The sequence below is a fragment of the Zhongshania aliphaticivorans genome (genome assembly GCF_902705875.1).
GTDB classification, from domain to species: Bacteria; Pseudomonadota; Gammaproteobacteria; order Pseudomonadales; family Spongiibacteraceae; genus Spongiibacter; species Spongiibacter aliphaticivorans_A.
This window is the reverse complement of record NZ_CACSIK010000001.1, coordinates 671284-686691: the sequence shown is the minus strand read 5'-3', so window position 1 is coordinate 686691 and position 15408 is coordinate 671284. Positions and strand designations below refer to the sequence as shown.

Below are 15408 nucleotides of genomic sequence, written 5' to 3'. Positions count from 1 at the left end.
GATTCACCATAGCTAGAAAAAATTAATTTAAAAAGGAAAAATCAAGTACTAGTACACAGTCGCATCACAACATGACGAGCATGCGAAGCTGTAATTTTGGTGGAGGTCATCTGCACTGCCGCATATCCCCATGTTTCTGTTTTAAAATCCATTCTCCAAAGCGCTGTCGACTATATGAGCACAGCGCTTTTATATGCGAACGTATAGCTTGGTCACTTTAATACATACGCATTCTTTAAGCTATTTCACCCACCAAAGTGCACTGGCTCTTTATCTTTGGTGCTGATCACAACGGTATTCGCCAGTTTGTCATGCCAGCCTTGTTTGCGGCGATCTAGCCCTACCCAGATAAAGCCGAGCATAAATACCATTGCCGACAAGTAGTAGGCAATGTAACGAATTAACCACTGGGCGACGCTGGGTTTTTCGCCGGTTTTAGCGTTGACAATGCGGAGTTTTAGCACCATTTTCCCGGGGGTTGCGGATTTATATATCCAAAACACCAGTACCGCGATGGCGGGTAAGATGTAGTTGAGCAACAGGTTGATATTGCCGGGAACTTGCAGGGTTTCAAATGACATGGTGGACATGTGCATGCCGTTGCCCTCGACACTGGTCCACTGGGCATCACCAAAGCTCAGGGCAATGATGGGGATCAGGATCAAGCCAAATAGAAAAGTATCGATGATAGACGCCAGTACCCTGATCCAAAATCCGGCGTATTCAACTGGCTGTACGGTGCTCTGCGTGGTGCTTTCCATGATGACTCCATGATGGTTTTATATACTATTGGCCAATACACTGCTTTAAAGTGTTCGTCACGCTAAAGACAACGGCCTTGCACTGCAAGTTTCACAAGCCAAACGCAGTACGACCAAAGTAAGCTTAGGCAATAAGCCCATACAATAGGGAACGTTATAATGGCATTAACTGCGCTACAAGCCTACGACATTGAAAAAGCACTGACCAAGGGTCAGAAAATAGAGGCGATTAAGCTGTATCGCGAAGCGACCAGCTGCGATTTAAGTCACGCCAAGGCCGAGGTCGAAAAAATACTTGTCACCCTCAAAAAGCAAAAGCCTTGGTATTTTAATGATGACTTACCACAAGACACAGGGGTTTTACCTAACTCAAAACCCAAAACATTCGGTTTTAACAAATCGTTTCTGGCGATGTTTTTTTTGGTAGATACCTTAATCTTTGCAGGGATCATTTATTATTTTGTTCTTCGAGATAGCCCTGCGTCATCGCCGCGACAAAAAGTGCAAACCACACAAGTCGCGCAACCAACTCAAAATACAGCAAGCACTCAAGGTAGGCCCAAATCTATTTCACTGCCCCGTGATATTAAGCCCAGTATAAATACCGACATCTTGGCTGCCGGTGACAGTTTTGACAGCCTTTACCAAACCAAGCTGAGCAAAACATCGTATATTCGCCGCAAAAGCTCCTCTAAAAGCAGTAGTTACGACAGCAGCGGTATTGAACGCAAAATTAAAACGGCGCGCAGCAATCTTGCCCAAAGTCGTATCGCTGACGCTGGCATTACACCAAATCGTATCCAATTCAGCGAACATCAAGCCAACTTAGATGGCGTAATCGACAAAGGCGAATGGGACGACGCCACAGCCTTGGTCGTCGATGAGGCATCACAAACAGTGCTCTACTTTAAAACCGACGGACAGTGGCTTTTTATTGCCTGTGACGCTCCTCAAGAAAAAAGCGCTAAGGGCTACGACCAGCTGCGGGTCTATTTTCATGCTGGATTAACGCCGAATTTAGTGAATGAACGCATTCACATTGGCCGCAGCAGCGGCGTCACCAGCATTAGGCAAACGACGTTCCGCTGGCAAGGCAAGCCGCCACAAAATAATGAAGAACGCTGGAAAAAATACGCGATTAACGATTGGGGGCTATACCGACACGCCTACGGCACGTCGTCTATGCGTAGCGGTCATCGCCAATATGAGGCGGCAATTTTATTGGCCGAGGCTGGCCTGCACCGCGACGCGCCCTTCACGCTTTACGCAGAAATTGAAACCGATCCCTTAAAAAATGCCGAGGGCAAGTTTGTTGAACGCCAGTATTTAGGGGCATTAGGCGACGAGAATAATCCGCTGTGGATGGTCTTTTAAATACGATGCTTAAAGCTTAGGGCTTAAGCATCAACAATACGACTCATTCGGTAATCATGTTTTACAAAATTCACGCCCAGTGAACACTCAGTACGACGCACACCGCTCAAACCAGTAATTTTACTGTGTAAAAACCGCGCTAATTCCGCATTATCCTGCACTAGGGTGATGGCCAATATGTCAAAACGGCCCAGCATTTTGCCCACAAAGCCAATTTCTGGCACCTCGGCTAGCTGCTTGGCAACGTCGTCGCATTGAGCGCTGCGCTCTACTTCAACCCAAATATACGCCAGCGTGGGATTGCGCAGGCGAGCAATATTGGTCATGGCGGTAATACGCACCTGACCTTCATTTTCCATACGCTTGATTCGGCTGCGCACGGTGCCTTCGGTAATACCTAAATCGGCGGCAATTTTGCGATTACTGATGCGGGCGTCTTTGGCCAAGCCATCTAAAATATTGCGGTCTTGCTCATCTAATAGTTTTTTTGCCACTGGGCATTTTCCTTCTCTCGGTTTCTTGAAAACACTGCCTTATACGGCATGCCCAAATGGCACCCAATTGGATTGATTTTTTAACACGTCTAAGGCGATAGAAGGCTCTAATTTTCTTACCCCCGGCACCTCGCCAAGGCGCAGCAGTAATTCAGATAAATGCTCTTGATCACGGGCCACGGCGAGGGTTTCAATATCTAGGGTGCCAATCACCTGGCATACCGAGAATACCTCGTCGAATTGAGCTAAGTCTTCAGCCACCACATCGGCAGCCCTGCCCTCTACCTGAATACCCACTGCCAACATCATGGTATAACCCACGGCCTCATAATCTGTCACGGCAACCACGCGCAGGCTGTCGCCCTCTTCAAGCCGTTTCACTCGCGATCGCACCGTCGCTTCAGTGAGGTTTAATTCATTGGCCAAGGTTTTATAGGGCATACGACCGTCGCGACGTAAATGCGCCACAATGCGATGATCTACTTCATCCATATGCTGGGAGGGTGCGGGACGTAAATGGTCACCGTCACTAAATACTGTCATCTCTTGCTCCGGCTTTTTATATGCCTAGGAATTAACTGTTTAAGCGGTCTGCCGCGATTGTCTTAAGCTCGGTTTTTACGACTTTGCCAGACGCGTTTAAAGGTAGAGCGTCAACAAACTCGACGTAATAAGGCACTTTATATGAGGCAAGCTGACTACCACAAAATGTTCTTACGCTATCAACGTCTAACTTGCTATCTGGCTTACGCACAACAAAGGCCATGCCCACCTCGCCCTGTGGTACTTTGGGCACCCCAATCACCGCGACTTGTGCCACCCCCGATAAACCGTAAAGGACTTTTTCAACTTCGGCGGGATACACATTTTCGCCATTCATAATGTACATATCTTTTAAGCGATCAGTGATGCGCAAATATCCTTGCGCATCCATCACGCCGATGTCACCCGTTTTTAACCAGCCATCGGCGGTAATAGCGTCTGCGGTGGCTTCGGGCATATCAAAATAAGCTTGCATGACATTGTAACCCCGCACCCAAACTTCGCCTTCGCAGCCACGTTCAACTTCGATGCCGGTGTTGGGGTCGGCGCATTTTACGTCTACGCCATCGATAGCACGACCAGAGGTAGAGGCAATAATTTCTGCATCGTCATCAGGCCGACATATTGTCACCACGCCGGTAGATTCAGTAAGGCCATAGGCGGTCACAACCGTTTCAAAACCAAGTTCACTGCGCATATCGCGCACCAACTGTACCGGCACCGATGCGGCACCGGTCACACCTAAACGCAAACTGGACAAGTCATAATTATGGCGGCTGTCATCAGCCAACAACATCTCATACAAAGACGGCGCACCCGGCAGCATGGTGACTTTGTCGCGCTGAATGGCCTCCATCACTGATTGCTTGTCGAATTTCGCCATAGGCAGAATAGTGGCGCCACAAATAATGGCCGCCAGCCAACCCGCTTTGTAACCAAATGAGTGGAAAAAAGGATTAATGATTAAATAATTGTCGTCGCTGCGCAGCCCCACCGTCGCGCTCCAAGTTTGAAATACCCGTATATTTTGCTCGTGACTGCATAACACGCCCTTGGCTTTGCCCGTCGTACCTGAGGTAAACAACATATCGGCACTATCATGGGGGTTTACTGCCCGCTCGATGGCAATGAACTGAGCATTGTCAGTTTGCTCAGCCAGCGCAAGAAAATCCGCCCAGCTTATTTCCTCTTTAATAGCGCTTGGCTCGGATGATGCCGGTAACAAAATACAGTGATTCACAGATGTCAGCTTATCAACCAATTTTGGCGCTGCACGCCTAAACTCAGCGGTGGTCACTAACACAGTGACGCCCGCTCTATGCAAAATATCCGCTGCTTCGCTTTCTTGTAATCGGGTATTTAAGGGAACCAGTATGGCACCCACCGATTGCAACCCTGCCGCCGCGACGATCCACTCGGCGCTATTTGGCGCCCAGATAGCAACACGATCACCGTGACGTACACCAATGGCATAAAATGCCTTGGCGGCCTGCCGTCGGGCATCATTTAATTCGGTATACGAGATATTTCCAGTCTGCTCACCAATTGCGGCCTTATCGCCAAATTGCTGGGCAGCCCAACCAAACAAACGCGGTAACGTGAGGGGCATATCAGGAAATGAAGTGGCTGGTTCCAATAACATATCAAGCAAGTTCCTAGGGACAACTGGCATTAGTAACGCCAAGTTTAGAAGCTCACCTTCAGCACAACAAGTGAAATGCGTATTTTTTTGTGTATTTAATTACGCGTAATCAAGATTAAGTGCGATAACCATCCCCACTCTCCCACAAAAGCATCGCCTGCTTTCGCCTCGCCCCCCAACGATACTGACTAAACTCACCCGTACCTCGTATGACGCGATGGCAGGGAATCAAGTACGCGATATTATTACGCGCAATGGCAGAGGCGACTGCCCGCGTTGACGAGGGTGAACCCATCGCCCCAGCCAGCTGTTGATACGAGCAAACCTCGCCTACCGGAATAGCCAATAAGGCCTCCCAGACCTTCATTTGAAATTCGCTGCCCTTGAGCAGCACGGTGATTTCTTGACGCTCTTTATCTGGTTTTGGCGCAAACATAGCTTGATACCACTGCGCCGCTTTTTCGTTATCCCTGACTAACTCTGCTGCTGACCATTCGCTCGCCAGCTCGGTAAGTAAGCCTGCCTCATCTTCTGCAGTATCAAAGAAAGCTAATTTACACACGCCACGCTTATTTACAGCAATGAAACAGCCACCAAAAGCGGATGGGCAACACCCATAATAGATCTGCAAGCCCTCACCCCTATTGCGATATTCGCCGGGGGTAACTCGCTCAGTCTTAATCATTAAATCGTGCAGTCGGCCGCTACCGCTCAGACCACACGCAAGTGCGCTGTCCATCACTGTACTCGTTCGCAACAAGCGTTTCGCACTTTGTTTAGTGAGAAACTGCAAAAACTGTTTTGGCGACACCCCGGCCCATTCAGTAAATATGCGCTGCAAATGGCTTTCACTCACCCCAACATGGGCAGCTAACGCCGACAAACTGGGCTGGGCTTGCTGATGCTCACTCAAAAAAGCAATAGCACTAGCGACTCGCTGATAATTATGTTGTTGTTCTATTGTCGAGTTCATAAACCTTCAAACTAATGTAGTGGTTTGGCTAGAGTAGTGGCTTGGCTAGAATTGTGCCGTTCGTTCTTCTTCAATACCACCCGATTCTTGCTCACAAGCGCTGGGCGGAGTAAGTTTAAACACACAGTCACATTAACGTGAATTTTCCGTCGCATAGCTACCTTTAACATTGCATTTGCAGTAAAGAAATACCACTCAATTATTGGAGAAGACAATGGGCCGCGCCTTAAAATACGCCATCATTACTATTGTCAGCGTTGTTCTTGTTGCCGTACTCGCTGCGGCATCACTGGCATTTTGGATAGACCCCAATATTTTTAAAGATGACATTGAGGCACTTGCCGCCGAGCAAGGACTTACGCTGAAACTCGAGGGCGACCTAGCATGGCAAGTCTGGCCCAATATTCAAATAGTCATTAACGGCGCCAGTGTCGCACCCAAAGACGACGCTGAGATTATGCGCTTTGAACAAGCCCAATTATCAGTCGCATTAATGCCGTTACTGAACAAGGATATTATTGTTCAGGGTATTAGTCTGGTGGGCGTTAAGGCCTCACTCAGCGTCGACGAGAACGGAAAAGGAAACTGGACAAGTATTGGCAAGCAAGACAGCAACACACCAGAAACACCAACGCCGGCTGACACCGGCAGCCAACCCCTGCAGCTAGCCATTGCCAAATTAGCCCTAAGCAACAGCCAAATTATTTACTCAAACAAGCAAACTGGACAGCACATCGAACTAGACGGTTTGTCGCTTAGCGGCTCAGATATTCAACTTAATAGCCAGGCCTTTCCCCTAGAGCTAGAAAGCGACATACGGTTTACTGACTCACAGCAATCCGTCGAGGCGAGTATTCACCTCAACAGTCTCATTACCGTCAATAGCGATTTCAACGATATTGTTATTGATGACAGCACGCTAAACCTAAGCCTTGAGCAAAAAAATGAACTCGCCACGCTATCGGTAAATAGCGAATTAAACGTGGGCGCCGAACTAAAACTGGGCGACACCGTCGTATGGCGCCTACCAAAGCTGAGCTTGATTGACACCGACATTCGCTATGCAGGTAGCGATGGAAGTGACATTGAGATTAGCGCTTTGAGTCTGAATGGCAGTGTCATTCCTGGTGGCGAAGTCAGCACCATCACCTTAAGTACCGGCATCCGTTATAGCGCCACCACACAAGCTCCCATCGACACCCAGCTTAAGCTAAACAGTGGTTTACGCATTGATGAGGATTTAAATGCCGTTAACGTCAGCGATCTAAAACTAACAGCCCAAGTGGGCAATGAAACAATGACCCTAAACGGCGGCGCCAATGCCACCTTGAGTCCGCTTGGCTACCAAACCACATTAACGCTGCTGCCAAGCAATCTTAAAAAAGTGGCGAATACCCTTGGTGTAGAATTACCTGCTATGGCCGAGCCCAACGCCCTGAGTAAAGTAGGTGCTGAGGTCACGATTAGTGGCGATGACAAGCGCATCAACGTCTCCAAGCTGCGAACAACACTAGATAGCAGCATCATTAGCGGTAATGCAAGTGTCGGCTTAGGAGATAGCCAAGCAATCAAACTGGCGTTGAACATCGACAACATCAATCTTGATCACTACCTGCCCCCTGTAGAAGAAAGCAAACAAGAGACTACAACTAAACAAGCTGAAACTCCTTCACCAGCGGGAGACACAGAAGTCCCAATACCTAGAGAACTTTTAAACAGTTTAGATGTAGATGCCAAAGTACAAATTGGCGCGCTAACCGCAAATCAGCTTCCCTTTACAGACCTATTACTGCAACTGAATACTAAAAATGGTGTTAGCTCAATCAGCCCTCTCAGCGGCTCGGTGTACGACAGCCCGTTTACCCTTGATGCCCAGCTCGACAGCAGACCAACAGAAGCGCGGATGTTAATGAAGGGCAGCAGCAAACAACTCCCCCTTGGAAAAGTACTCAAAGACGCGGCGGCAATTGAGCAGCTATCAGGGATTAGCGATGTTAGTTTTAATTTAAACACGAGCGGCAATACCGTGGCCGGCTTAAAAAAACAACTCAATGGCAATATAGAGCTAAGCGCACAGGAGCTTCGCCTTAGTAATATGAATATTGAAAAAGCCTTTTGTCAGTTGGTAGCTAAGTTTCAGCAGGAAACCTTTGACGCGACAGACTGGCCGATGTTTAGTGATTTAAAAGACACCACAACAAAAATCACTATTAAAGATGGCGTCGCCAAAATTGAAACATTAAGCTCCGGCGTTACCAAGCTCGTATTAAGCGGCAACGGTAAGATCAATTTGAATGACGACAGTTTTGACGTGGTTATAAGCACACGCCTTGCTCAGGCTGATCAAAATGAGATGGCCTGTAAAATCAACAACGAAAAACTACTCAACCGCGACATCCCCATTCGTTGCAAAGCCGCTTTCGACAGCGTTGGCGCAACGAGTTGTCTGCCAGATTTTCGGGTGATTGAAGATATTGCCAAAGAAAAAGCGAAAGAGAAAATCAACGAAAAGGCAAAAGAACTCATTGATAAAAAAATGGGGGGTGAAAACGGCGAGGCAGCCAAACAGCTATTCAATCAATTTTTTAATAAATAATTCTGCCTTAACACAACGTAGCTGGGCGGCCTCGCGCCGCCCATATCTGCAAGCTAAAACAGTACGAACCTTAAGAGATCAACTCCCACTGACCATTGTCTTGCTTTGCAGAGGACTCTTTCTCTAACTTTAGTAAATGCGCCCACAGCGATAACTTGGCAATGGGGTGAATAGCCTCATCAACATCTTGATAGGCCACCCGCACAAGTGCATCAAGGTCGCCGCGCTGAACGTCTTTAAGCGCGGCCCACACCTTATCTTCTCTAGATTGCCGATGGGCAATTAAGCCCTCCACCTCCTCAACCGGTGTCTCAATTAAGGTGCCGTGGCCGGGAGCGAGAAACTTCAGAGGATAATTTAATAATAAGCGTAATGACGCAATGTAGTCAGCCATATCCCCTGCCGGCGGAATAATGACCACAGTGGACCCCTGCATTATATGATCACCGGTAAACATCGTGCCGCTGGGCTCATGAAAAAAACAGAAGTGATTGCCAACATGACCCGGTGTATGGATGGCACGTAACACGCCACCGTCAACATCAAAACAGTCGTCGTGGCTCAGTCCGTGAGTTGGTGCAAAGCTAGTATCTTGATGCCCATCATCCGCTATTTCAGCTCCGATTACAGGCACCTTGAAACGCGCCTGTAAGGCCGCTGCCCCCGGAGAGTGATCTGGATGTGTGTGAGTGGTTACTATGCGCTCAATCACACCACCCAATTGCGCCACCCCCGCTTCTATAGCCTCAATATGTACAGGAATAGCCGGCCCAGGGTCGAGTACGGTAATCCGTTTATTACCCAATAAATAAGTATTTGTGCCCGGTCCCGTCATCACACTGGGATTAGGGGCAACAATACGATGCACCCCCGCCAAGAGGGTATCTAAAACTCCAGCGACCAACATAACGTCATTCTCATTAATAAAATGTTGCCAGAGTAAAAGCGCAGACTCAGGGAAGCAAGTAGCTAGGCAGAAAACCCTTGGCTTGCGGCAGTTCGCATAACGGGAAAGAAGCCCTCCACTATTACTCAAAAATACTGTATTGTGACATCAATGTAATCCATAACCATTTTATTAGTGCAGGGAAACACTAAAAACGCGGACAAGGCGATGAAGAAACTTTTACATTTTCTCTTTCACTCTGAAGTGCCCGATATTAACGAGCGCTACCGAAAGGTCACCAGTGCTTTTGTAGTGATATTCATCATTGGTTATAGCATAGGTTTTTTACAGCTATTACATCTTGGCCCCTATCTAGGCCCAGGTCTTGGCGACAACGTCAGCTTTCAACCGCTAATAACTAGTTTACAGGCTCTGCATTCACAAAACCCTTCGCTGTGGTATGCCCTAATAGCACTATTATGCGTCACCGTTAGCTTTCGCCTGCTGGTCATGCTGGCGGGGTATTTTCTATTTGAACGTGAAGAAGGCAGCGCCTATCCAATAAAATGGATTATCGTTTTTTTCCTGTGCAATTTATTTAGCACCCTTACCATCCCCTTATTGTTGTTTGCCTTGGCGACACTATTCTGGGTATCCGGCTTAGATTTCAATCTTGGCTGGCAGTGGATTGACCACAATGTACGACTTGCCAACCAGCTAGTAGTGAACCACGTACCTACCCTGATTAACGCACCGGCGCCAATTGCCGTGTTGATGATTGCCATTATCAGTGGTTTTTTTCATTATTGGTTTCACCGTCTAGGCCACACCCAGCGTATATTATGGCTTCTGTTTCATCGCCCTCACCATATGACACCGGCGCTAATGCAGTCGACAACCATGGCCGTGTTCACCGCACTGCCGTTATTTTTCTTTATTATTCTGCCTTACAATTTGATATTTGGTGCCTGTACCAAGCTGTTTAGCAGTGAGCCACTTTACACCGAGGTCATTATTTTCAATTGCCTGATTTTGATACCGGAAATTTTCGGTCATCACACGGCACTCTATCAAATAGCCTCTCGCAACCAGCTCATTCGCCTAGCTAGCTTTATCTCGGGCGGCGGCGTATATCACTATATGCACCACTCCTCAGAACCAGAGCACTGTGGGCGTAGCGGCGCGGTGAACCTCGTTAACATCGGCGGCGGGCCTCTGTTTATTTGGGATATAGTCTTTGGCACCTACTGCCCGCTTAGCGCAAAAACACCACGAGCTGGTCTAAGCGGCCAACCCGAATTACATATGAACCCAATAAGGCTAACACTGGCCGGCCTTGCCCAAATTTGTAATGAACTTTATCGCAATCCGAGCTGGCGAGAAAAATGGCGTATTGTTATTGGCTCATCGTCCTATACGCCAACACTCAGTACTGATTTTGCCATTAAATCTAATAAAATTCGGCAGGAACAAGCCACCCCTAACCCTGCCACGATTAAAAACTTTACGTTTAGTGCACCGGCTGACGCAATCGCCAGCGTAGCCGCCAAGCCAGTAACAGGGCCGCAGAGCTGAGGCCGGCAAATAAACCCAACCAAAACCCGCTGGGGCCCATTGCGGTGACCAGTGAATTCGTCGTTGCCAGCACATACCCCAAGGGCAAACCCACTCCCCAGTAGGCAAATAGCGTCAGCAGCATAGGAACAGTTGTGTCTTCAAATCCGCGCAGACAACCGTTGGCAGTGACCTGTATTGCATCAGATATTTGATACAAAGCCGCAAACAGCAACAAATAACTCGCTAATGCGATGACTTCGACATTGTCGGTGTAAATCAACGGAATCCAATGACGCCCCGTAACAAGCAAAGTCACCATTAAAACGCCAATGACGAGGGTCATTTTAAAGGCAACCGCAATCGCTGTACGCAACCCTGGCTCATCTTTTCTACCCCGGGCGTGACCGACACGAGCTGTCGCGGCTAGCGCAAAACTCAACGGCAACATAAACACCAAAGAGGTAAAATTAAGGGCAAGTTGGTGGCCAGCCACGATCTCTGCGCCAGATTGACTAATCAATAATGCGATGATGCAAAACACACTGACTTCAAAGAAAATGGTTAAGCCAACAGGCAATCCAAGCCTAACTAAATAGAACGTTGTTTTCGGCTCCCAATGCCATGGCCGCAGAGATAAGCGTGCCTGGCGATACGCACGATGACGATGCACATAAAGCAACATGAGTATCGCCATAATCCACATCACAATGGCCGTTGCCCAGCCACAGCCAACCCCACCCATCGCGGGAATACCGAGTTTTCCGTAAATTAGGACGTAGTTAATTGGAATATTGGCCAGTAAGCCGACAACGCTAATGATCAAAACTGGTCGGGTGTGGCTCATGGCTTCAGTATAACTGCGCAGTGCCAGCACAATCGCAATAGCCGGCATACCCCAACTCAGGCCAAACAAGTAATCGACAACCATCGGTCGCATGGTGGGATCGACATCCATCCAAGCGAGCAGTGGCGCAGTATTGCAGAGCACCACAACAGACAAAGAGCCAACGACCAAGGCAACCATTATCACTTGGTGCATCAGAGGATTTATGCGTTCTAACTGATTGCCACCCACATGCCGCGCTAATACCGAGGTGGCACTCATTAACATGCCGGTCATAAACAGAAACACCGGCACCCAGATACTGGCACCGACGGCCACTGCGGCTAAGTCTAGCGCCGACACCCTGCCTGCCATCACTGTGTCTACAAAGCCATTGGCAGACTGCGCCAATTGGCCACCAAATATTGGCAGCGCTAACTGAAGCTGGTGTCGCAGTTCCTGACGGGGTGTAACAGACATGAAATTACCGATGTAAAAAACCGCCACACTCTAGCTTAGCCCAGCCCATGTCGCAAATATTTAGCGATAGCCACGGTTCCCCACAAGCCCTGAAAGATCTCGCCACTGCCTGCACGTCACTATCAAGCGAAGGTCTAATCAGCTAGAAAATCACCATTGAGGAGTAATAAAAAAAGGAAGCAACTGCTTCCTTTTTAAAACCGAACAGACCGCTAAGCCAAAATAGACTTAGGCCATATTCTTAATTTCAACAACAGGGTTAACGTCTGCCTCGTAGTCAACACCGTCAATTTCAAAACCGAACAAGCGCAGAAACTCGCGTTTATAGCCCGCAAAATCGGTGCTTGCCAGTAGGTTTTCAGTGGTGACATCATCCCACATTTGCGCAACCGCAGCCTGAATTTCTGGCCGCATTTCTAAACCATCGGCGCGTAAACGACCTTCCTCATCTTTAATTGGCTCATCACCATAAAGACTATTTTTAAACAAGCCGTACACCTGTTCTATACAACCTTCATGACTGCCATCTGCCTTCATGGCTTTAAATAACAAAGCCAAATACAGCGGCATGACGGGAATCGCAGAGCTTGCCTGTGTTACCACCGCCTTTAACACCGACACACGTGCATCGCCGCCGGTAGCCGCTAGCTTCTCACGAATACTAATTACTCGCTTATCTAAATCTTTTTTGGCCGCACCAATGGTACCGTGCCAGTAAATATCCCAAGTGAGTTTGTCACCAAGGTAAGTATAGGCTGTCGTCTTAGCGCCATCTGCCAATACCCCAGCACTATCAAGGGCGTCAATCCACATCTGCCAATCTTCACCCCCCATGACCGCAACCGTGTTGTTAATCTCTTCGTCGCTGGCCGCCGTTAAGGTGAAATTTTCAATGGTCTCTTTATCAGTATTCACACCGCGCTGGGTTACGTCTTTACCGATGGGCTTTAACGTTGAATTAAACACTTCACCGGTCTTAGGATGTTGACGACGAGGCGAGGCCAGGCTGTAAACAACCAAGTCTACCTGTCCTAAATCGGCTTTAATTTCTGCAATGGTTTTTTCTTTAATCGCATCTGAGAAGGCGTCACCATTGATGCTTTTTGCGTAAATCCCTTCCGCGTCTGCAAACTTGTGGAACGCAGCCGAGTTATACCAACCCGCTGTGCCAGGCTTTTTCTCGCTACCTTCTTTTTCAAAGAAAATACCTAGTGTTGATGCACCGGCACCAAAGGCAGCACTAATCCGAGAGGCCAAGCCATATCCCGTAGAGGCGCCAATCACCAGCACTCTCTTGGGGCCATTGGGGATAGCACCCTGCGCTTTGACGTAGTCAATTTGCTGGCTGACGTTGGCCTCACAGCCCACTGGATGAGTTGTAACACACATAAATCCGCGCACACGAGGCTTGATGATCATAGGGAATTCCTGCTCCGAATAAATTAAGAGTATTTTTTGCGTGGCGGGCATTATAACCAGCCTTGCCTGCCGGCACTAATATTCAGCGTCAACATTGTAAACACGATAGGCTATCGCTGTGTTTGTTTATTCCGCCGATGTTACAGCATGCTCGGAGCAAATTTCATTCCTTATACAACATAATCCGTTTAACGGATGCTGTGAGGTTTTTAATTCAAATAAAATCTACCGAAATAAGATCAAAATCAGCCGCCTAACCCCTCCCACGCCCTTGGTGAGACTTCGCCCAAAGGCGATATAGCGCCTGCGACAATAAGCAGCCACATCAGAAAGAAACATATAACAAATAGGATTTATCATGGCTACCGACAAAACCGCCGCAACCAAGCCCCGTAACAGCAAAGACATTACACATTGGGACATCGAAACCGACGTTGCCATTATTGGCTTTGGGGGCGCAGGAGCCTCTGCCGCAATTGAGGCTGCTGATGCTGGCAGTAAAGTCTGTATTTTTGAATTGGCAAGTGCCAGCGGCGGCTCTACCGCCCTCTCTAGTGCTGAAATCTATATGGGTGGCAATGGTGGCACACCGGTACAACAGGCCTGTGGCTATCACGATGATACCCAAAATATGGTCAACTACTTAAAAGCCTGCTTTGGAAATCAGGCTGATGATGAAAAAATTGGTCACTACTGCGAAAACAGTGTGGGCCACTATCACTGGCTCACTGGCTTAGGGGTTCCTTTCAAATTAAGCGAACTCAAGGAACGCGCCATCATGGCGCTTACCGACGATTGCCTGCTCTTTACTGGCAACGAAAAGGCGCACCCATTTACTGAGCACGCTAGCCCCGTTCCCCGTGGCCACAATCTGCAAGTAGAAGGTGATAACGGCGGCCCCTTGCTAATGAAAATACTGACCGAGGCGGTTGAGCAGCGAGGCGTAGATATTCACTACGACAGTCGCGCCTTAAGTTTAATCGTAAACGATAACGGTGAAGTAGAAGGGGTAATTGTTAGAATTGATCAGCAGGAAAAATGCATTCGAGCACGCAAAGGTGTGATTTTATGTGCTGGTGGATTCTGCATGAACGAAGAGATGCTAAAGAAATATGCTCCCACGTTTGACTGCGGCCTTATCCCCATTGGCAATTCTGGCGACACGGGCAGTGGCATTCTGATGGGTATGGGTGTGGGTGCCGGAACCACCAATATGCACGAATGCTTTGTCAGCCTGCCCTACTATCCTCCGTCATCGCTGACCTATGGCATTTTGATTAACGATAAAGCTCAGCGCTTCATAAACGAAGACTGCTATCACGGCCGTGTGGGCTATAACGCACTTATTGCGCAACGAAACTCATCCCGCATTTACTTTATTACCGACCTTGAGGGCTACGGTGATTACGAGAAAATGAGCTACCTAGGCGCTACAGTGGCAGGCACAGGTGACACCATTGCCGAACTTGAGCAAGAACTAGCCCTACCCGAATCGAGCTTACAGCACACCCTCGAAACGTATAACCGCCATGCCGCCAGCGGCGAAGACCCTTATTTTCATAAAAGCGAGGCTTGGTTACGCCCGCTCACCCCACCCTTTGTTGCACTAGATTGCACATTGGGGCGGGGCACCTTCTACCCCTTCTTCACCCTAGGTGGCTTAGACACCACGGTAGATGGCCAAGTACTTACCCCAGAGCGCAATATCATCAAAGGATTATTTGCTGCCGGCCGCACTACCGCGGGTATTCCGCGCACAGCCTCAGGCTATGCCAGTGGCATGTCGGTAGGTGACGTAACCTATTTTGGTCGGCTTGCAGGAAAAAGTGCGGCAGGCAACTAAGCCGAAATACCCTCAAT

Annotated in this window: 12 protein-coding genes; 4 read left to right on the top strand and 8 right to left on the bottom strand. The window is 48.4% G+C overall.

The annotated features are described in order from the left end of the window. Positions 1–245: 245 nt before the first annotated feature. Complete coding sequence (locus AELLOGFF_RS03195; RefSeq protein ID WP_159267311.1) at positions 246–761, bottom strand: RDD family protein; 516 nt, start codon at positions 759–761, stop codon at positions 246–248. A 159-nt stretch (positions 762–920) separates the two neighbouring features. Between AELLOGFF_RS03195 and AELLOGFF_RS03190 the strand changes: the two genes are divergently transcribed. After that, positions 921–2135 (top strand): hypothetical protein, encoded by a 1215-nt coding sequence (locus AELLOGFF_RS03190; RefSeq protein ID WP_159267310.1) that lies wholly within the window; start codon positions 921–923, stop codon positions 2133–2135. A gap of 23 nt (positions 2136–2158) precedes the next feature. Here AELLOGFF_RS03190 and AELLOGFF_RS03185 read toward each other — a convergent pair whose 3' ends face one another. The 4 genes from AELLOGFF_RS03185 to AELLOGFF_RS03170 all read right to left on the bottom strand — a co-directional run bounded on the left by AELLOGFF_RS03185 (position 2159) and on the right by AELLOGFF_RS03170 (position 5787). Then, complete coding sequence (locus tag AELLOGFF_RS03185; protein ID WP_159267309.1) at positions 2159–2629, bottom strand: Lrp/AsnC family transcriptional regulator; 471 nt, start codon at positions 2627–2629, stop codon at positions 2159–2161. A gap of 39 nt (positions 2630–2668) precedes the next feature. After that, positions 2669–3172, bottom strand: coding sequence for an Lrp/AsnC family transcriptional regulator (locus AELLOGFF_RS03180; protein WP_159267308.1), 504 nt, complete (start codon positions 3170–3172; stop codon positions 2669–2671). 31 nt (positions 3173–3203) lie between these two features. Next, positions 3204–4814: a FadD3 family acyl-CoA ligase gene (locus tag AELLOGFF_RS03175; protein WP_159267307.1), complete on the bottom strand. Its 1611-nt coding sequence runs from the start codon at positions 4812–4814 to the stop codon at positions 3204–3206. 115 nt (positions 4815–4929) lie between these two features. Next, on the bottom strand, positions 4930–5787 hold the full coding sequence (locus AELLOGFF_RS03170) for a methylated-DNA--[protein]-cysteine S-methyltransferase (protein WP_235035511.1): 858 nt from the start codon (positions 5785–5787) through the stop codon (positions 4930–4932). A gap of 214 nt (positions 5788–6001) precedes the next feature. Here AELLOGFF_RS03170 and AELLOGFF_RS03165 point away from each other — a divergent pair, with 214 nt between their 5' ends. Then, positions 6002–8383: an AsmA family protein gene (locus AELLOGFF_RS03165; RefSeq protein ID WP_159267306.1), complete on the top strand. Its 2382-nt coding sequence runs from the start codon at positions 6002–6004 to the stop codon at positions 8381–8383. Between the two features lie 70 nt (positions 8384–8453). Here the strand turns inward: AELLOGFF_RS03165 and AELLOGFF_RS03160 are convergent, their stop codons facing one another. After that, entirely contained in the window at positions 8454–9290 is an 837-nt protein-coding gene (locus tag AELLOGFF_RS03160) for an MBL fold metallo-hydrolase (RefSeq protein WP_235035514.1), read from the bottom strand. Positions 9291–9497: 207 nt separating this feature from the next. On the opposite strand from AELLOGFF_RS03160, the gene AELLOGFF_RS03155 reads away from it, so the two are divergent. Then, on the top strand, positions 9498–10844 hold the full coding sequence (locus AELLOGFF_RS03155) for a sterol desaturase family protein (protein WP_159267305.1): 1347 nt from the start codon (positions 9498–9500) through the stop codon (positions 10842–10844). Here the strand turns inward: AELLOGFF_RS03155 and AELLOGFF_RS03150 are convergent. Then, a complete protein-coding gene (locus AELLOGFF_RS03150) occupies positions 10780–12129 on the bottom strand; it encodes an MATE family efflux transporter (RefSeq protein ID WP_159267304.1) in 1350 nt (449 codons plus the stop codon). The two genes, AELLOGFF_RS03155 and AELLOGFF_RS03150, sit on opposite strands and share 65 nt — an antisense overlap. A gap of 228 nt (positions 12130–12357) precedes the next feature. Beyond that, the gene (gene fabV, locus AELLOGFF_RS03145; RefSeq protein WP_159267303.1) at positions 12358–13548 is read right to left on the bottom strand and encodes an enoyl-ACP reductase FabV; all 1191 of its coding nucleotides are present in this window, start codon (positions 13546–13548) and stop codon (positions 12358–12360) included. Positions 13549–13906: 358 nt separating this feature from the next. On the opposite strand from fabV, the gene AELLOGFF_RS03140 reads away from it, so the two are divergent. After that, positions 13907–15391, top strand: a complete 1485-nt coding sequence (locus AELLOGFF_RS03140) for an FAD-dependent oxidoreductase (RefSeq protein WP_200842592.1) — start codon at positions 13907–13909, stop codon at positions 15389–15391. Positions 15392–15408: the final 17 nt, after the last annotated feature.